The organism is Glycomyces arizonensis DSM 44726, assembly GCF_000482705.1.
Classification (GTDB): Bacteria; Actinomycetota; Actinomycetes; order Mycobacteriales; family Micromonosporaceae; genus Glycomyces; species Glycomyces arizonensis.
Genome location: NZ_AXWO01000036.1, coordinates 22,537 through 39,165, shown reverse-complemented (window position 1 = coordinate 39,165; position 16,629 = coordinate 22,537). Strand labels below are relative to the sequence as shown.

Annotated in this window: 19 protein-coding genes and 1 riboswitch; of the genes, 10 read left to right on the top strand and 9 right to left on the bottom strand. The window is 68.7% G+C overall.

Features of this window, described 5'->3' with window-relative positions:
* Window positions 1–35: 35 nt before the first annotated feature.
* Complete coding sequence (locus H613_RS0119560) at window positions 36–2,156, top strand: S9 family peptidase (protein WP_026925118.1); 2,121 nt, start codon at window positions 36–38, stop codon at window positions 2,154–2,156.
* Window positions 2,157–2,279: 123 nt separating this feature from the next.
* On the opposite strand, the gene H613_RS0119555 is transcribed toward H613_RS0119560, so the two are convergent.
* Window positions 2,280–2,492 (bottom strand): hypothetical protein, encoded by a 213-nt coding sequence (locus H613_RS0119555; RefSeq protein WP_026925117.1) that lies wholly within the window; start codon window positions 2,490–2,492, stop codon window positions 2,280–2,282.
* Between the two features lie 188 nt (window positions 2,493–2,680).
* On the opposite strand from H613_RS0119555, the gene fbaA reads away from it, so the two are divergent.
* Window positions 2,681–3,703 carry a class II fructose-bisphosphate aldolase gene (gene fbaA / locus H613_RS0119550; protein WP_026925116.1) on the top strand — a complete coding sequence of 341 codons (1,023 nt, stop codon included), beginning with the start codon at window positions 2,681–2,683 and terminating at the stop codon, window positions 3,701–3,703.
* A gap of 103 nt (window positions 3,704–3,806) precedes the next feature.
* A complete protein-coding gene (locus tag H613_RS27825) occupies window positions 3,807–4,370 on the top strand; it encodes a Uma2 family endonuclease (protein ID WP_051393587.1) in 564 nt (187 codons plus the stop codon).
* 68 nt (window positions 4,371–4,438) lie between these two features.
* Here H613_RS27825 and H613_RS0119540 read toward each other — a convergent pair whose 3' ends face one another.
* The 5 genes from H613_RS0119540 to H613_RS0119520 all read right to left on the bottom strand — a co-directional run bounded on the left by H613_RS0119540 (window position 4,439) and on the right by H613_RS0119520 (window position 8,114).
* Window positions 4,439–4,870 (bottom strand): type II toxin-antitoxin system VapC family toxin, encoded by a 432-nt coding sequence (locus tag H613_RS0119540; RefSeq protein ID WP_026925115.1) that lies wholly within the window; start codon window positions 4,868–4,870, stop codon window positions 4,439–4,441.
* The gene (locus H613_RS0119535; protein ID WP_026925114.1) at window positions 4,870–5,139 is read right to left on the bottom strand and encodes a FitA-like ribbon-helix-helix domain-containing protein; all 270 of its coding nucleotides are present in this window, start codon (window positions 5,137–5,139) and stop codon (window positions 4,870–4,872) included. Before H613_RS0119535 ends, H613_RS0119540 begins: the two co-directional genes overlap by 1 nt.
* A gap of 34 nt (window positions 5,140–5,173) precedes the next feature.
* Window positions 5,174–5,443, bottom strand: coding sequence for a hypothetical protein (locus H613_RS0119530; protein ID WP_026925113.1), 270 nt, complete (start codon window positions 5,441–5,443; stop codon window positions 5,174–5,176).
* Window positions 5,444–5,549: 106 nt separating this feature from the next.
* The gene (locus H613_RS27820) at window positions 5,550–7,103 is read right to left on the bottom strand and encodes a glycoside hydrolase family 13 protein (protein WP_051393586.1); all 1,554 of its coding nucleotides are present in this window, start codon (window positions 7,101–7,103) and stop codon (window positions 5,550–5,552) included.
* Between the two features lie 12 nt (window positions 7,104–7,115).
* Entirely contained in the window at window positions 7,116–8,114 is a 999-nt protein-coding gene (locus H613_RS0119520) for a LacI family DNA-binding transcriptional regulator (protein ID WP_026925112.1), read from the bottom strand.
* A 161-nt stretch (window positions 8,115–8,275) separates the two neighbouring features.
* Here H613_RS0119520 and H613_RS0119515 point away from each other — a divergent pair, with 161 nt between their 5' ends.
* The 6 genes from H613_RS0119515 (at window position 8,276) to H613_RS0119490 (ending at window position 14,176) form a co-directional block, all read left to right on the top strand.
* Entirely contained in the window at window positions 8,276–9,517 is a 1,242-nt protein-coding gene (locus H613_RS0119515; RefSeq protein ID WP_026925111.1) for a sugar ABC transporter substrate-binding protein, read from the top strand.
* Window positions 9,518–9,549: 32 nt separating this feature from the next.
* On the top strand, window positions 9,550–11,097 hold the full coding sequence (locus H613_RS27815) for an ABC transporter permease subunit (protein WP_035738657.1): 1,548 nt from the start codon (window positions 9,550–9,552) through the stop codon (window positions 11,095–11,097).
* Window positions 11,094–12,005 carry a sugar ABC transporter permease gene (locus H613_RS0119505; RefSeq protein WP_051393585.1) on the top strand — a complete coding sequence of 304 codons (912 nt, stop codon included), beginning with the start codon at window positions 11,094–11,096 and terminating at the stop codon, window positions 12,003–12,005. Before H613_RS27815 ends, H613_RS0119505 begins: the two co-directional genes overlap by 4 nt.
* 557 nt (window positions 12,006–12,562) lie before the next feature.
* Window positions 12,563–13,264: a hypothetical protein gene (locus tag H613_RS0119500; RefSeq protein ID WP_026925109.1), complete on the top strand. Its 702-nt coding sequence runs from the start codon at window positions 12,563–12,565 to the stop codon at window positions 13,262–13,264.
* Complete coding sequence (locus tag H613_RS0119495; protein WP_026925108.1) at window positions 13,261–13,635, top strand: hypothetical protein; 375 nt, start codon at window positions 13,261–13,263, stop codon at window positions 13,633–13,635. Before H613_RS0119500 ends, H613_RS0119495 begins: the two co-directional genes overlap by 4 nt.
* Window positions 13,628–14,176: a hypothetical protein gene (locus H613_RS0119490; RefSeq protein ID WP_026925107.1), complete on the top strand. Its 549-nt coding sequence runs from the start codon at window positions 13,628–13,630 to the stop codon at window positions 14,174–14,176. The genes H613_RS0119495 and H613_RS0119490 overlap by 8 nt, the downstream gene beginning before the upstream one ends.
* Before the next feature lie 49 nt (window positions 14,177–14,225).
* Here the strand turns inward: H613_RS0119490 and H613_RS0119485 are convergent, their stop codons facing one another.
* The 3 genes from H613_RS0119485 to H613_RS32455 all read right to left on the bottom strand — a co-directional run bounded on the left by H613_RS0119485 (window position 14,226) and on the right by H613_RS32455 (window position 15,091).
* Window positions 14,226–14,414, bottom strand: coding sequence for a hypothetical protein (locus tag H613_RS0119485; RefSeq protein ID WP_026925106.1), 189 nt, complete (start codon window positions 14,412–14,414; stop codon window positions 14,226–14,228).
* Window positions 14,415–14,499: 85 nt separating this feature from the next.
* Window positions 14,500–14,745, bottom strand: coding sequence for a heavy-metal-associated domain-containing protein (locus H613_RS27810; RefSeq protein ID WP_035738655.1), 246 nt, complete (start codon window positions 14,743–14,745; stop codon window positions 14,500–14,502).
* Between the two features lie 19 nt (window positions 14,746–14,764).
* Window positions 14,765–15,091, bottom strand: coding sequence for a metal-sensitive transcriptional regulator (locus H613_RS32455; RefSeq protein ID WP_051393584.1), 327 nt, complete (start codon window positions 15,089–15,091; stop codon window positions 14,765–14,767).
* A 231-nt stretch (window positions 15,092–15,322) separates the two neighbouring features.
* Window positions 15,323–15,490, top strand: a riboswitch (cyclic di-AMP (ydaO/yuaA leader).
* A gap of 9 nt (window positions 15,491–15,499) precedes the next feature.
* Here H613_RS32455 and H613_RS29515 point away from each other — a divergent pair.
* Window positions 15,500–16,438 (top strand): C40 family peptidase, encoded by a 939-nt coding sequence (locus H613_RS29515; protein ID WP_026925104.1) that lies wholly within the window; start codon window positions 15,500–15,502, stop codon window positions 16,436–16,438.
* Window positions 16,439–16,629: the final 191 nt, after the last annotated feature.

Sequence of the window (16,629 nt, the reverse complement as noted above, 5' to 3'; positions counted from 1 at the left end):
CTGCCGCGCGGCCCGAAGGCCTTACAGTTGGACCCATGTCAGATGAGCAAGCTGTACGGCAACCGGTCGCGGCCCGCCGCGACCACCCGCGAACCCACCACGGCGACACCGTCAACGACGCCTACGCCTGGCTCAAGGACCCGGAGGATCCCGAGGTCCTCGACTACCTGCGCGCCGAGAACGCCTACACCGAGTCGCGCACCGCCCACCTCGACGGGCTGCGCAAGTCGATCTTCGGCGAGATCAAGGACCGCACCCAGGAGACCGACCTGTCGGTCCCGGTCCGCAAGCGGGGCTGGTGGTACTACGGCCGCACCGAGGAGGGCAAGCAGTACGGCATCCGGTGTCGCGTCGCGGCCGAGGGCGACACGCCGCCGAGCGTCGAACCGGGCGTGCCGGTCGAAGGCGAGCAGGTCATGATCGACGGCAACGAGCTCGCCGACGGCCACGACTTCTTCGCCCTGGGCGTCGCCGACGTCTCCCCGGACGGCAACCTCCTCGCGTTCGGCGTGAACTACACCGGCGACGAGCGGTTCACCCTCCAGTTCAAGGACCTGCGCACCGGCGAGGTCTTCGCCGACCGGATCGAGGGCGTCTTCTACGGCGGCGCCTGGTCGGCCGACGGCTCGGTGTTCTTCTACACCAAGGTCGACGACGCGTGGCGGCCCCACCAGGTGTGGCGCCACGTCCTCGGCCAAGACGAGGACGTGCTCGTCTACCAGGAGGACGACGAGCGGTTCTGGACCGGAATCGACCTGACCCGCTCCGAGCGGTACCTCATGATCGTGTCCGGCTCGAAGATCACCAGCGAGACCCGCTACCTCGACGCCGCCGACCCGACCGGCGAGTTCACCGTCTTCGGGAACGGCCGCGAGCACGGCGTGGAGATGCAGGTCGACCACCAGGGCGACCGGTTCCTCGTGCTGCACAACCGCGACGCCGAGAACTTCACGCTCGGGTGGGCGCCGGTCGACGACACGACCGCGTTCAACGAGATCCTGCCGCACGACCCGGACGTCCGGCTCGAATCGGTGGACGCCTTCGCGGGCCACGCCGTCGTCTCGACGCGCCGCGACGGGCTCTCGCAGATCGCAATCCTTGAAGGCGGAGCCGGAAAGGATCATGGGCGCAGTTTGAGTGATGAGGGGACGCTCACCGAGATCGCGTTCGACGAGCCGCTCTACTCGGTCGGCCTCGGCGACAACCCCGACTACGACTCCCGGGTCCTGCGCCTGGGCTACACGTCGATGGTCACCCCCTCCTCGGTGTACGACTACGACATCGACGCCGCGCGCCTCCACCTGCGCAAGCGCACCCCGGTGCTCGGCGGCTTCGACCCGGCCGCCTACAAGCAGTACCGCGAGTGGGCCACCGCCGCGGACGGCACCAAGGTGCCGATCTCGATCGTCGCCCGCGCCGACATCGAGCCCGACGGCACCGCGCCGTGCCTGCTGTACGGCTACGGCTCCTACGAGCACTCCATCGACCCGTACTTCTCGATCGCCCGCCTGAGCCTGCTCGACCGGGGCGTGGTCTTCGCGATCGCGCACGTCCGCGGCGGCGGCGAGATGGGCCGCCACTGGTACGAGCAGGGCAAGCTCCTGCACAAGAAGCACACGTTCACCGACTTCGTCGACGCCGCCGAGCATCTGGTGACGGCGGGCTGGGCCGCGCCGGACCGGATCGTCGCGCGCGGCGGGTCGGCGGGCGGCCTGCTCATGGGCGCCGTCGCCAACCTCGCGCCCGAGCGCTTCGCCGGCGTCCTCGCCGACGTGCCGTTCGTCGACGCGCTCAACACGATCCTCGACCCGACGATGCCGCTGACGGTCATCGAGTGGGAGGAGTGGGGCAACCCGCTGGAGTCGGCCGAGGTCTACGAGTACATGAAGTCGTATTCGCCCTACGAGAACGTCACCGCGGTGCGCTACCCGTCGATCCTGGCCGTGACCAGCCTGAACGACACGCGCGTGGGCTTCCACGAGCCCGCCAAGTGGATCGCGCGGCTGCGGCACGAGAGCCCGGAGTCCGACGTGATGCTCAAAACCGAGATGGAGGCCGGGCACGGCGGCCGCTCGGGGCGCTACGACGCGTGGGAGGAAGAGGCGTTCAACCTCGCCTGGGTGCTCGACAGGCTGGGCGCAGCCCAGATTGCGTGAAGCACAGCGGCTGGGCGCAGCCCAGACTGCCTGAGGCACAGCAGCTGGGCGCCCCAGACCGCCTGAAGCATGACGGCGGCCGGGCGCGGCCCGGGCCGCCTTATAGCAGGAGCCTCGCGCGGGTCACCCCGCGTGGGGCTCCTCGTCCTCCTCGCCCGGCACCTCGACGCCTTGCTCGGCCGCGTCGGCGGGGTTCACCTCCTCAAGGGTGGCGCCCTCCTCACCGGCGGCCACGGCCTCCGGGTCCTCCCCCTCGCCGTCGTCATCGGCCGACCCCGCCAGGTCGAACTCCGAGCCCTCGTCGAAATCGTCGACCCATTCCTGCTGATACCCCATGTCTCCACCGTAAGGCCCAGTGCGGCGCCCGGCGGGCGAACGGCCGGGTAGCCTGGTGGGTGCCTTCACATGCTCGTCGGCGATACTTCACCAGGTCGCAACGGCTCGGTGAAGTGCTCAGACAGCGGCGTCTGAATCCCAGCCCCCGGTCGGGGAGTAATCAACGACTCATCTAAGGAGCAGGCAGCATGCCTATCGCAACACCCGAGGTTTACAACGAGATGCTCGACCGGGCGAAGAAGCACTCCTTCGCCTACCCGGCCATCAACGTGACCTCGACCCAGACGCTCAACGCCGCGCTGGCCGCTTTCGCCGAGGCCGAGTCCGACGGCATCGTCCAGATCTCCACCGGCGGCGCCCAGTACGTCTCCGGCCCGACCGTCAAGAACATGGTCTCCGGCGCCGTCGCCCTCGCCGCCGCCGCGCACGAGATCGCCAAGAACTACCCGGTGAACGTCGCCCTGCACACCGACCACTGCCCGAAGGACAACCTCGACAAGTTCGTCCGCCCGCTGCTGGCGGTCTCGGAGGAGCGCGTCGCGCGCGGCGAGCACCCGCTGTTCCAGTCGCACATGTGGGACGGCTCGGCGGTGCCGCTGAAGGAGAACCTGGACATCGCCCAGGAGCTGTTGGAGCGCACCTCCAAGGCCAACATCGTCCTCGAGGTCGAGATCGGCGTCGTCGGCGGCGAGGAGGACGGCGTCGAAGCCGAGATCAACGACAAGCTGTACACGACCGTCGACGACGCGCGCGCCACCGTCGAGGCCCTCGGCTCCGGTGAGCGGGGCCGCTACATGACGGCCCTGACCTTCGGCAACGTCCACGGCGTCTACAAGCCGGGCAACGTGCACCTGCGTCCGGAGATCCTCAAGGACATCCAGGACGAGATCGGCAAGGAGCTCGGCAAGGACAAGCCGTTCGACCTGGTCTTCCACGGCGGCTCGGGTTCGACCGCGCAGGAGATCAGCGACGCGGTGGACTACGGCGTCATCAAGATGAACATCGACACCGACGCGCAGTACGCGTTCACCCGCCCGATCGTGGACCACATGTTCAAGAACTACGACGGCGTGCTCAAGGTCGAGGGCGAGGTCGGCAACAAGAAGGCCTACGACCCGCGCGCCTACGGCAAGCTCGCCGAGGCCGGCATGGCCGCCCGCGTCGTCGAGGCCTGCCAGCAGCTGCGCAGCGCCGGGAACAAGATCAAGTAGCACAGGCCGCAGCGCCTCCCGAGCCCGGACCGTTTCCCGGTCCGGGCTCGGTCGCTGTCCGGGTACCCTCGTATATGTTCCTCGGTTCCGCGAAGGAAGCCTGATGTTCGACGTCCTGCTGCCCCCACCGCCCCGCGACTCCGGCTGGGAGTCCGACGATCTGGACATGTACGACCTTCCGGATCACGTCGAACTCATTTACGGCGCACTCGAACTCATGATGAGCTCACAGCGCACCTGGCATCACGAAGTGATGTTCAGGCTGCGAATCGCTCTTGACAAGGCCGTGCCGGACGACCTTGAGGTCCACCAGGAGATGACCGTCCGCATCGATCGAAAGAGCCGGCCCGAACCGGATCTCCTGGTAGTCGCGGAGCGGCCCGGATACAACCGCAACACGAGATGGTTCCATCCCGAGGACGTCCGACTCGTGGTCGAAGTGGAGTCTCCCGAATCGGAGGAGCGGGACCGTCATCTCAAGCCGGGAATCTACGCGATGGGCGGGATCCCCTATTACCTCAGGATCTCCGAGGCCGCCGAAGGCCTGCCGGTCCTGCACCTGTACCGGCTCGAGGAAGACCAGTACCAGCTGGTGAGCGAGCAGTACGGCCGAGTCGTCATGGACGAACCGATCAAGGTCGACGCGAAGCTCGAAGGCAACTGGTAAACGTCACCGCTGTCATCGCGATGCTGAACGTGACCGGCCCGGCCGCGCAGCGGCCGGACCCTCGGCGTTCATTCTGGGGTGTGCCCACCCTTCCACGGATTGAGGAGTGGAACACCAACGCCCTCGAAGTCTTTGATGTTCCCGGTGGCAAGCGCAGCGCCGCGCGATGCGCAGATGGCGGCGATCATCGCATCGGTAGGGCTGATCGGACGACCTGCTTGCCTCCTGATTTGCCTGATTCGACCGTAATGGCCGGTTGCCCGGTTGTCGAACGGAAGGATTCGGTCTCGAAAGGCCTCGATCTCGAGCCGATCCACGGCGACCTCGAGCACCGAGCGTTTCCTGCCTTTGGGGAGTCTCTCCACACACCACTTCAGTTCCGCGAGGCACACGGCAGTGGTCAGGCCATCGAAGGTGTACCTGTTGGTCCAGGTGAGGACACCGAAATCGCCGTTCTCTCGGATCAGCTCGGAAATGACATTGGTATCGAAGACGACCATCACGACAGATCCAGCTCACGATCCGGCTCATTGCGATCGGGGAGTTCGAGATCCACTCCGCCGACCTCCGCGACATACGAGTGTATGAGGTCGCCGAGTTCCATCGACCGGCGGTTGAAATCGCCGTCGGCGGCTCGAATCAGGATCTCCCTGACCTCGGACTCCATCGATTGGCCGTGGTTGGCAGCGCGAATCCGGATAGTCTCGTAGACCTCGGGATCGATTCCGCGGATCGACATTGCCCTGGTCTCGGGATGAGTATCGGTCATTGTGTTCACCCCCTTACGGTATCGATGCTAGCAGTCAGAACCGGACATGAACACGCCGAAACAACACTTTCATCATTGTGGTGATGGCCGCTCGCATGGGGGAAGATGTCGGAGCGCCTATGTTGCCCTGCGATCCTTCGCGTTCCAACCTGAACTGCTCGATGACCTGCACGAGGTGTTCCTCGCGTTCTGCCCTGGCCTCATGCAGCGCCGTGAGGATGTCGTCGGTGGTGCTGCCGCTGCCGGTCGCAGCCGGTGCGGCGGACTCGGCGTCCCCGGCCGAGTCCGGTTCGTCGGTTGCCATGGCGCAAGCCTGAGCAAACCGTCGTCAGGTTTCGCGTCTCGACACCGGCGACACACGAATCGGGGCGGCGGACCTTCGGCCCGCCGCCCCGATTCGTTCGTGCTGCTTACTTCTTGAACCAGACCGCCGAGCCGGCTGGGAGGCGGCCTTCGGCGAGTTCGGCGCTCGACAGGAGCACCTCGCCGTCGAAGCCGTCGAGGCCCACCGGCTCGTCGCCGAAGTTCACCACGCACACCACGGCGCCGTTGTCGAACGCGAAGGCGTTGTCGCCCGGGTCGTCGAGCCAGGTCAGGCCGGTGGCCTTGTGGGCCTTGCGCAACGCGATCGCCTGGCGGTAGAACTCGAGCGTCGAGCCGCCGGTGCCGTCCTCGGCCTCCACCGACTTCTCGGCCCAGCCTTCGGGCTGCGGCAGCCAGCCCTCGGCGTCGCCGAAGCCGAGCGACGGCCCCTCGGTCCGCCACGGGATCGGCACCCGGCAGCCGTCGCGGCCGATCTGCTCGCCGTTCGTGCGGAAGAACGTCGGGTCCTCACGCACCTCGTCGGGCAGGTCGAGCACCTCGTTCAGGCCCAGCTCCTCGCCCTGGTAGACGTACACGACGCCCGGCAGCGCCAGCAAGAGCTGCGTCGCGGCCTTCGCCCGCGCCAGGCCGATCGGGCCGTCGCCGTAGCGGGTGACGTGCCGCTGCACGTCGTGGTTGGACAGCACCCACGTGCACGGGGCGCCGATGCCGGCGTTGTTGGCGATCTCGGCGTCGATGGCCTTGCGGAAGTCGACCGCGCTGAACGGGGCCAGCACGAGGTCGAAGTTGAACGCCTGGTGCAGCTCGTCGGGCCGCAGGTACAGCGCCCGGCGCTCGGCCGAGTCGGTCCAGGCCTCGGCGACGAAGATCCGGTCGCCCTCGTACTCCTCGATGACCGGCCGCCACGTGCGGTAGATCTCGTGGACGCCGTCCTGGTCGAAGAACGGGGAGCGGGTCGTGCCGATCATCTCGATCGTGCCGTCGCCGCCGGTGTCGGGGAGCCCGGCGGCCTTGACCATGCCGTGGGCGACGTCGATGCGGAAGCCGTCGACGCCGCGGTCGAGCCAGAACCTGAGGATCGACTGGAACTCGGCGTGGACCTCGGGGTTGTCCCAGTTCAGGTCCGGCTGCGAGGAGTCGAACAGGTGCAGGTACCACTGCTTGCCGTCGGGGGTCTTGGTCCAGGCCGGGCCGCCGAAGACCGACTGCCAGTTGTTCGGCGGGACCTCGGGCTTCGCGGGGTCGACGTCGCGGAAGTGGTAGCGGTCGCGTTCGCTGCTGCCCGGCCCGGAGGCCAGGGCGGCCTTGAACCACTCGTGCTCCGAGGAGGAGTGGTTGGGGACCAGGTCGACGATGAGGCGGATGCCCGCCTCGTGCGCGGCCTCCAGCATCGCGTCGAAGTCGTCGAGCGTGCCGAACCGCGGGTCGATCGCGCGGTAGTCGGCGACGTCGTAGCCCGCGTCCTTCTGCGGCGAGGCGTAGAACGGGGACAGCCAGAGCGCGTCGACGCCGAGCTTCGCCAGGTAGGGGATGCGCGAGCGGATGCCCGCGAGGTCGCCCATGCCGTCGCCGTTCGCGTCGGCGAAGGAGCGCGGATACACCTGGTAGATGACCGCCTCGCGCCACCAGTTGTCACTCATGAGTGTGTCCTCTCATCTTTGGGGTGCCGCACCGGTGGAGCCGCGTACGACGAGTTCGGGCCGGAACAGGTATTCCGACGACGGCGTGGGCTGCCCGGCGATCTCGTCGAGCAGCGCCCGGGCGGCGGCGGTGGCGATGTCGCGCACCGGCTGCCGCACGGTCGTGAGCGGGGGGTTGGTGTGGGCGATGAGGGGGGAGTCGTCGTAGCCGACGACGGAGAAGTCGCCGGGCACGGCCAGGCCGCGCTCGGCGGCGGCGCGGATGGCGCCGAGGGCCATCATGTCGGAGCCGCAGACGACGGCGGTGGCGCCGCGGTCGATGAGGCGGGAGGCGGCGGCGTGGCCGCCCTGCTCGCCGAAGAGGGTCAGCTCGATCAGCTCGGGGCCGAGGTGCTGCATGGCGGCCCGGTAGCCGCGGATCTTGCGCTGGACGGGCCAGTAGCGGTCGGGCCCGGAGACCAGGCCGATCTTCTCGTGGCCGAGCCCGGCGAGGTGCTCGACGGCGATGCGGGCGGCGACGGCGTCGTCGCAGGAGAAGGACGCGGCCTCGACGCCTTCGGGGTGGCCGGTGATGAACGCGATCGGCAGGCGCTTGTCCTTGAGCTCCTGGTAGCGCTCGGTGCTGGCGGCGGTGTCGGCGTGGAGCCCGGAGACGAAGATGATCCCGGCCACGCTTCGCTCGCGCAGCATCTCGACGAACTCGTCCTCGGAGACCCCGCCGGGCGTCTGCGTGCACAGCACCGGCGTGTAGCCCGAGCCCGCGAGGACGTTGGAGATCGTCTGCGCGTACACCGGGAATATGGGGTTCTCGAGTTCGGGCACGACGAGGCCGATGAGGCCGATGGCGTGCTTGCGAAGGGCCTGGGGCCGTTCGTAGCCGAGCACGTCGAGGGCAGTGAGGACGGATTGCCGGGTCTGAGCCCCGACGCCGGGCTTGTCGTTGAGCACCCGGGACACCGTCGCCTCGCTGACCCCGGCCTGCCTGGCGATGTCGGAGAGTCGAAGCCGCATGATGACAGCGTAGCCTATCTGAAATTTGGCAACAGTTTGATTGCAAGGGTTTCCTGTTTCTGAAACATCTTGCTAACCTTCGAGGTGTCAGGGGCAGAGCCCATGATCCCCGTCACGGTCCCGCTCGGCGGGCCGCCCTCAACGAGGAGAGGTACTCAATCATGCGTAGAAGGACCATCGGCACCGCCGCCGTCTCCATGGCGGCGCTCGGCGCGGCCGCCGCCTGCGGATCCGACGACGAGAGCGGCGAGGACGGCGACACCGGCTCCGAGCAGCAGGAGTTCTCCGGCGAACTGGTCATCTGGGCCGACGAGACCCGCACCCCGGTGCTCAAGGAGTTCGTCGCCGACTTCGAGAACCAGGTGGGCGTCAAGGTCACCGTCGAGGAGCACGTCGAGACCCTCCGCGAGGACTTCCTGACCGCCGCCGAGCAGGGCCAGGGCCCCGACGTCCTCGTCGGCGCCCACGACTGGTCCGGCCAGCTCGCCGCCGACGGCGTCATCAGCCCCATCACCTTGACCGAGGACCAGCAGGCCGCGCTCAACCCGGCCTCGATCACCGCGTTCACCGTCGACGGCAACCTCTACGCCGCCCCCTACGCCGTCGAGAACATCGGCCTGATCCGCAACACCGCCCTGGCCGCCGAGGTCCCGGCCACGTTCGAAGAGCTCGTCGCCGCCGGACAGGACGCGGGCACCGAGAACGTGGTGCTCCTGCCGGTCGGCGTGAACGGCGACGCCTACAGCGCCTACCCGCTGTTCTCGTCCATGGGCGGCTACCTCTTCGGCGCCGAGGGCACCGACCCCGGCGACGTCGGCGTCGCCTCGGCCGGCGGCATCGCGGCCTTCGAGAAGTTCGCCGAGCTCGGCGGGAGCGGCGTCCTGTCGACCTCCATCGACAGCTCCAACGCGACCCCGTTCTTCGTCGAGGGCAAGTCCGCGTTCCTCATCTCCGGCCCCTGGGCGCTCATCGACGCCCAGAACGCCGGCATCGAGTACGAGGTCACCGCCATCCCCGGCTTCGAGGGCCAGAACCCGGCCGCCCCGTTCATGGGCGTCCAGGGCTTCTACGTCTCGGCCTCGGCCAAGAACGCCCTGTTCGCCCAGGAGTTCGTCACCAACTACGTGCTGACCGAGGACCTCCAGCTCAAGCTCGCCGAGGCCGGCGGGCGCCTGCCCGCGCTGACGGCCGCCGCCGAGACCTACGCCGAGGGCAACGCCGACGTCCAGGGCTTCGCCGCCGCCGGCGAGCACGCCGTCCCGATGCCGAACATCCCGGCGATGAACGCGGTCTGGGAGCCCTTCGGCCGCGCCGAGGCCGACAGCATCGACGGCGTCACCCCCGGCGAGGAGGCCGCCACCACCGCCGGCCAGGCCATCGCCGACGCCATCGACGCCTCCTGAGCCCCCGCACCGACGAACGAAGGAACCCACTCGTGCTCGACCAGCGTTCCCAGACGGCCGGGTCGCACACCGCCGCGGGCCTGATCGCCAAGATCGCCGTGCTCGCGGTGGTGACGGCCCTGGCCGTCTGGGCGGCGTTGCCCCTCATCGACGCCCGGGCCTGGTGGGGCCTGGGCGCGGAGGCGGCCGCCGTCGCCGTCATCTTCTACACCTACCTGCAGCGCCGCCGGATCCCGCTCAAATACCTCGTGCCCGGCACCCTGCTCCTGATCGCCTTCCAGATCCTGCCGGTGGTCCTCACCATCGGCACCTCCTTCACCAACTACGGCGACGGGCACCGCGTCGGCAAGGACCAGGCGATCGAGGCGATCATCGCCGCGGGCGTCCAGCCGACCCCCGGCGGGAACACCTACCTGCTGTCGGTCGGCGAATCGGCCTCCGGCGACCTGGCGCTGCTGTTGACCGACACCGACGAGGGCACCCACTGGGCCGGCACCGAGGAGGGCCTGACCGCGCTCGACGAGGTCGAGACCGACCAGGCCGGACGCATCACCGCCGCCGAGGACTACGAGGTGTGGGGCCTCGCCGAACTCAACGAGCGGCACGCCGAGGTCGCCGAACTGGCGGTGCCCACCGGCGAGCACTCGGGCATCAAGGTCCAGGGCCTGTCGGCGTTCGAGGGCACCTCCACCCGCTCCTACGACGCCGGATGCGACTGCATCACCGACGACGAGGCCGGCATCGTCTGGCACGCCGACGACGAGACCGGCACGTTCGTCACCGAGGACGGCGACGAGGCGCTCGTGGGCTGGCGCGTCGGCATCGGCTTCGACAACTACCTGCAGGTGCTCACCGACGAGGACATCAGGGGCCCGTTCTTCGGCGTGTTCGTGTGGAACCTCGCCTTCGGCGCCGGCAGCGTCCTGCTCACCTTCGCGCTCGGGCTCGGCGCGGCCATGGCCCTCAATCGGCCCGGCATGCGGGGCACGAAGCTGTACCGGTCGGTGATGATCCTGCCCTACGCCATGCCGTCGTTCGCGATGCTGCTGGTGTGGGCGCAGATGTTCAACCGCGACTACGGGGTGATCAACGAGCTGCTCGGCATGAACGTCGACTGGTACGGCCAGACGTGGGCGGCCCGGGCGATGGTCCTCATCGCCAACACGTGGCTGGGCTTCCCCTACATGTTCCTGATCAGCCTGGGGGCGCTCCAGGCGCTGCCGGCCGACTCGCTGGAGGCGGCCAAGATCGACGGCGCGACCGGCCTGACGGCCTTCCGCAAGATCACCCTGCCGCTGCTGCTGGTGGCGCTCACCCCGCTCCTGATCTCCAGCTTCGCGTTCAACTTCAACAACTTCAACGCGATCGAACTGCTCTCGGGCGGCAACCCGATCAACGCCGGGGACACGGTCGGCGGCACCGACCTCTTGATCACCTACGCCTTCCGGCAGGCCTTCGGATCCTCCAGCGCCGACTACGGCTTCGCCTCGGCCATCAGCGTGTTCATCTTCCTCATCGTCGCCACGATCTCGGCGCTCATGTTCCGCGCCACCCGATCTCAGGAGGACGTCTACTCATGACGCGTACCGCAGAACCGCGCCGCGCCCCGGTGCGGCCGAAGCGCCGCTCGGGCCTGGCCCGCTGGGCGGGCGACACCGGCTGGCGGCACCTGATGGTCGTGCTGGTGCTGGTGTTCGCCCTGGTGCCGATCGTGTACGTCGTCTCGGCGGCGTTCAACCCGAACGGGACGCTGTCGACGACGAGCCTGCTGCCGTCGAGTTTCGGCCTCGACAACTTCGAGCGGCTGTTCACCGAGCCGAACGTCCCGTTCTGGCACTGGTTCGGCAACTCGCTCATGATCGCCGTCCCGGCGGCGTTCGTCTCGATCTTCATCTCCTCGCTGGCCGCCTACGCGTTCAGCCGGTTCCGCTTCAAGGGACGGCGGCCGATGCTGCTGTTCCTGCTGCTGATCCAGATGTTCCCGGCGTTCCTGGCCGTGGTCGCCCTGTACCTGATCTTCGGCACCATCGGCGACTTCTACCCGGTGGCCGGGCTCAACTCGAAGCTCGGGCTGATGCTGGTCTACATGGGCGGGGCGCTGGGCGTCTCGACGTGGCTGATGAAGGGCTTCTTCGACACGATCCCCAAGGAGCTCGACGAGGCGGCCACGATCGACGGGGCGAGCCACGCGCAGATCTTCTTCGGGATGATCCTGCCGCTGGCCGCGCCGATCATCGCGATCTCGGGGATCCTGGCGTTCGTGGGGACGATGAACGACTTCATCCTCGCCAGCCTGTTCCTGACCGACCGTTCGGAGATGACCCTCGCCGTCGGGCTCAAGACGCTCGTGGCCGAGCACTCCCCGGCCAGCTACTTCGGACTGTTCGCCGCCGGGACGCTCATCACCTCGGTGCTGACGGTCACGGTGTTCATGAGCCTCCAGCGCTACATCGTCTCCGGTCTGACCGGCGGCGCGGTGAAGGGGTAACGGACTACCGCTCGACACGAGGGGACCTGCCTTGCGGCAGGCAGAGGCCCGGTCGGCGGGCAGCCTCCCAGCGCCGCCGACCGGGCCTTTTCGCGCCTTCGAACCGAATCGGTCAGAGCTCGTTCTCGAAGCGGCTCGGTCCGGGTTCGGGTGGATCGGGTTCCCGACTCCAGGGCACCATCCCCGCGGGAGAGGCGGACTCGGACTCCTCGAACGGCGCGGTCGCCTCCTCCGAAGTAGATCGAGCCCGTCTCATCACAGAAGAGGAACGCGAACCGGAGAGTGAATACGTCTGCGGCCCAACATGATCAATTTTGAGGCGCGGATCACCTAGACGCGTAAGTTGACAGCGCCGCTATCCTCGGTCATCATGCAATCACCGCATTTGCGAAACGGCAACGGCGGCAGTCATTTACGAGAATCCCCTGAAAGGGTTACGTCCAGAGCACTGATCACACGACAATTCCATAAGGCAGTTTCTCAAGCCGCCGCCCGGCGGTCCGCTAATCGCCAAACTAGTACCCGCCGGGCGGCTCCAACACAGAGAGCAGGCTCTCGTGTCGTCCACGACGATACGCCATTCCGGCGTACTTGAAAACACGCAAACGGCCGCCCACTTCGCCGCCGGGCACTCCGACCACCGGCCCAGGCGCCGCGGCAGGCGCTACCCGCCCGGCTTCGGCCCCGGCGAGCCCTACTACGAACCCGATCACCTGCGCCACAAGCCCGGCGAGGACTGGCAGATCGGCGGCAAGCCCCACGCCCCGGACGACCCCGGTCCCTACGGCACGCCCGGCTGGTACCAGGACACCCGCACCGGCCGCCACCGCCGGAACGAACTGCCCGACCCGCTCCCCGGCTCGACCTTCGAGGAGGAAGCCACCGAGGAGTACCGGTTCTCGCCGATGCGCGAAGCCGCCTACGCGGCGTTCATCCGCGACTCCGAAGAACTCCACCGCGCCCACCACGAGACCGACGAACCCAGCCGCGCCCTGATCCGCCTGCGGTGGCTCCTGCGCGTGCTGATCGCGGTCCTGCATTGGCGAGCCCTGCCCTTCCCCGACCGGCCCCAGACCCGCGCCGAAGCGCGAGCGATCGCCCACTCCGACCCGGCGCCCGTCACGGCGGGCACCGCCCGCGCGGGCGGTGCCCGACCGTCGTCCGTGCCGCACGGGACCGCCTTCGCGCCGCAGGTGTTCTTCGATGCGGTGCGAACCGCGCGCCTGGAACGGCACGTGATCGGCGGTGCGGCCCGATGACACTCGCTCGCTCGGCGCCGGAGTTGATCCGCCGCGCCTACCACCGCGCTCTCGCGGCCCTGCCGCTGCGGGCGAACCCGTCCGAGGTCCCCGATCCGGCTGGGCTGACCGCGCTCGGCGCGGCCGAGATCGACGGCCGCACTCTCGTCTTCGCCACCCAAGCAGTCAGGCCCCGCATGTGGCTCGTCGCCGAAGACGACACCGGGGCGAGCACGATCGGCTACCTCACCGGCCTCGTGCTCGGCACCCCCGACCTATGGGTGACCGACCCCGGCACCTGGGACTGGATCAACACCGGCGAGACGGCCGCCCAGATCAAACACGCCGCCACCCGAATCTGGCACGACTGCGAGCGGACCTGCGATGGATGACCGCGTCGTCATCGGCCGCTTCGAGACGCGGACGCGGCCGCACCCGATCCGGATCGAGGCCGAGGCCGAGCCCGAATCCGAGTCCGGCACCGTCTGGCTGACCAGGACCGGCCCGGGCCCGAGACGACTGCTCGGATACGTGCCGGGGGCGCACGGCCCCGGCGCGCACTTCCAGTCCTACACCACCGACCTGCCCGAGGCGACCGCCGAAGAACTGCGCGAAGGCGCTGCCGGCCTGTGGTCCGAAGCCCTCGCGCGAGGCCGGGTGCGGCTGCGGCGCGCCGCGGGCCCGGTCCTGCTCGGGCTGGAGGTCCTCGAAGGACTCCGCGTGGACTTCGTCTGGGACCGCCTCGGTGCGGTGGAGCTGGAGTTCCGCGACCTCGAACCCGAACACCTCGGCACCGCCACCGGCCTGGACGGAAGTGACCACCGGTTCCTCCCGACACCACCCCACACGGCCTGGGCCACCGAACCGGGCCGACCCGAACGCCTCATCGCCGCGGCCGCCGACGCCTACCGCCGAAGACCCGAGCCGCACTGACGGCCCGAGCCGCGGCGGCGGCTCGGGTGCGCGGGACGGTTCGCGAGCCTCAGCTCCAGTGGGGCGGGCGCTCGGCGAGCAGTTCGACGTCGCGGGCCGAGAGGGCGCGCTTCGCGCTCGGGCGCCGCGCCGCGGGGATCTCGCCCCAGCCCACCTCGGACTCGTCGGTGGTCTGGTCGGGGAGCACCGCGTAGTCGTCGCCCAGTTCGACGGAACGGTCGTCATCGGAGGCAGCCATGCACCGACTGTACGCCAGGGAAGTGAACGGACCGCGGCACGAAAACGCCCGCCGGGTGTCCGGCGGGCGTCCGCGTTCGGTGCCGTTACTCGGCACTCACGGCGACGCTTGCGAGCCGTAAATTGGCAAGGCCGACCAGTTCGTAACCGGCCTCGTCGACCGCCTCGCGGACGGCGTCGGTCGCGAGCTCCTCGGCGCTGACGACGGTGACGCGGCCGGTGTCGACGGCGACGTCGACGTTCTCGACGCCGGGCAGGGACGACACCTCCTGCGTGACGGCGCCGGCGCAGTGGCCGCAGGTCATGCCCTTGACGAGGTACGTGGTCTCCATGTTCGCTCCTTTGCGGGTATCAGGTCCTGAGCAGCCTGGCGACCGCGTCAGTGGCCTCCTTGACTTTCCCTTCGGCCTCGGCCGGGTCGCCGCCGGTCTGTGCCTCGGCGACGCAGTGCGCGATGTGGCCTTCGAGGAGGTTGAGCGCCACGGCCTGCAGGCCCTTGGTGGAGGCCGAGATCTGGGTGAGGATGTCGATGCAGTACTCGTCATCGTCGATCATCCGCTGGAGCCCCCGGATCTGGCCCTCGATGCGCTTGAGGCGCCGCCCGAGCGCCGCCTTGTCGCCGTGGTACCAGTACACCGGGTCGTGGCCCGTCCCGTGCTTCGTCTCGTCTCCTGCCATGGTGTCTCCCTCCGAGTCAACAGTATATACCCCTGCGGGGTATAACGGCAACTGGTCGTCATTCCCGTGCAGCGGCCCGTAGTATTCCGTGCCATTCCAAGAGAAATTCTCCACCCGCCCTTGTCATCGCCGCCTTCTGGTTCTAACGTGAAGCCGTCGCGTCGGAAACTCGACCGCACCCCGCGGTCACCGCGCGACACCGCCGAATCGGGAGCGACCCCGGCCGCGGCGGCCTGCGGGCCGCCGATCGGCAGCGCGACCGAACCGGGGAACCAGGGCGATCGGCATCGCGCCCCACGCGAATCCGATCGGGGTGAATCCCGCCCTCGGGCGGGTAGGGCGAACCTTCTTCCCGCCCGAATCCGACAGCTAACCCGGTAGGCGGCACAAGGAAGGAGCGCATCACTGGTGCGTACCCGGCGACTGGCCGCCGCTTTCGCGGCCGCCGTGCTGCTGCCCGCCTCCGCGGCCGTCCTGACCGCGAGCGAGGCGACGGCCGAGCCGACCCCTGAAGAGGTCGAGTCCGACATCGAAGAGCGCAACGCCGAGCTCGAACTCGTCATCGAGGACTACAACGCCAAGCAGGAAGAGCTCGAGGACGCCGAAGACCTCATCGGGGAGATCGAGGCCCAGCTGCCCGAACTCCAGGCGGCCGTGGACGCGAGCAACGAGGCGGTGGCCCAGATCGCCGCCGCCGCGCACACCGGCGGCGAGTTCGCGATGGTGAACTCGATCCTGGCCGGCGACCCCGAGGACTTCACCGACCGCCTGATGATGCTGCAGAACATCAGCGACGCCGAGAACGCCCAGCTCCAGGCGCACCTCGACGAGGTCGACGAGCTCGAGACCCGCCAAGCCGAGCTGGAGGCGCTGCAGAGCGACGCCGACGCGATCCTGAACGACCTCGAAGAGCAGCAGAACGACATCGAGGACGAGATCGACGAGCTCGAAGTCCTCCTCGACCAGGTCACCCCCGACCCGCCGACGTACGACAACCCCGACTACAACGGCGACTCGGCCGTGGTCGACTTCGCGTACGCGCAGCTGGGCGAGCCCTACTCGTACGGCGCCGACGGGCCCGGCAGCTGGGACTGCTCGGGGCTGGTGCAGGGCGCCTGGGGCAACGCCGGGGTCTCCCTGTCCCACAACGTCGAGATGCAGTGGAACGAGACGGTCAGGATCTCCTACGAGCAGCTCGAACCGGGCGACATCGTCTTCTACTCCGGCCTCGGCCACGACGGCATCTACATCGGCGACGGCCAGATCATCCACGCACCCCACACCGGCGACGTGGTGAGGATCGCCGACATGGACATCATGAGCATCGCAGGATACGGCCGGCCATGAGGCCCGCCGCCACATAGAGACTCCCCGGCGTCGGCGCGGGCGCTCCCGTTGCTGACCTGCTGCTGACCCGCATGACGCAAGCGCCGCCGCCGGGGGCCACCACATCGCGGCGACCACCGCGAATCATCGCAGACCGTCCCCGGATGAACGGTGAATGACAGCGGATGCGGAGTCGACCTGCCAGACTCCGC

Bases quoted from the DNA above. Each gene is read 5' to 3' on its own strand.
- H613_RS0119560 (WP_026925118.1), top strand. From the start codon at position 36: ATGTCAGATGAGCAAGCTGTACGGCAACCGGTCGCGGCCCGCCGCGAC.
- H613_RS0119555 (WP_026925117.1), bottom strand. From the start codon at position 2,492: ATGGGGTATCAGCAGGAATGGGTCGACGATTTCGACGAGGGCTCGGAG.
- fbaA (WP_026925116.1), top strand. From the start codon at position 2,681: ATGCCTATCGCAACACCCGAGGTTTACAACGAGATGCTCGACCGGGCG.
- H613_RS27825 (WP_051393587.1), top strand. From the start codon at position 3,807: ATGTTCGACGTCCTGCTGCCCCCACCGCCCCGCGACTCCGGCTGGGAG.
- H613_RS0119540 (WP_026925115.1), bottom strand. From the start codon at position 4,870: ATGGTCGTCTTCGATACCAATGTCATTTCCGAGCTGATCCGAGAGAAC.
- H613_RS0119535 (WP_026925114.1), bottom strand. From the start codon at position 5,139: ATGACCGATACTCATCCCGAGACCAGGGCAATGTCGATCCGCGGAATC.
- H613_RS0119530 (WP_026925113.1), bottom strand. From the start codon at position 5,443: ATGGCAACCGACGAACCGGACTCGGCCGGGGACGCCGAGTCCGCCGCA.
- H613_RS27820 (WP_051393586.1), bottom strand. From the start codon at position 7,103: ATGAGTGACAACTGGTGGCGCGAGGCGGTCATCTACCAGGTGTATCCG.
- H613_RS0119520 (WP_026925112.1), bottom strand. From the start codon at position 8,114: ATGCGGCTTCGACTCTCCGACATCGCCAGGCAGGCCGGGGTCAGCGAG.
- H613_RS0119515 (WP_026925111.1), top strand. From the start codon at position 8,276: ATGCGTAGAAGGACCATCGGCACCGCCGCCGTCTCCATGGCGGCGCTC.
- H613_RS0119505 (WP_051393585.1), top strand. From the start codon at position 11,094: ATGACGCGTACCGCAGAACCGCGCCGCGCCCCGGTGCGGCCGAAGCGC.
- H613_RS0119495 (WP_026925108.1), top strand. From the start codon at position 13,261: ATGACACTCGCTCGCTCGGCGCCGGAGTTGATCCGCCGCGCCTACCAC.
- H613_RS0119490 (WP_026925107.1), top strand. From the start codon at position 13,628: ATGGATGACCGCGTCGTCATCGGCCGCTTCGAGACGCGGACGCGGCCG.
- H613_RS0119485 (WP_026925106.1), bottom strand. From the start codon at position 14,414: ATGGCTGCCTCCGATGACGACCGTTCCGTCGAACTGGGCGACGACTAC.
- H613_RS27810 (WP_035738655.1), bottom strand. From the start codon at position 14,745: ATGGAGACCACGTACCTCGTCAAGGGCATGACCTGCGGCCACTGCGCC.
- H613_RS32455 (WP_051393584.1), bottom strand. From the start codon at position 15,091: ATGGCAGGAGACGAGACGAAGCACGGGACGGGCCACGACCCGGTGTAC.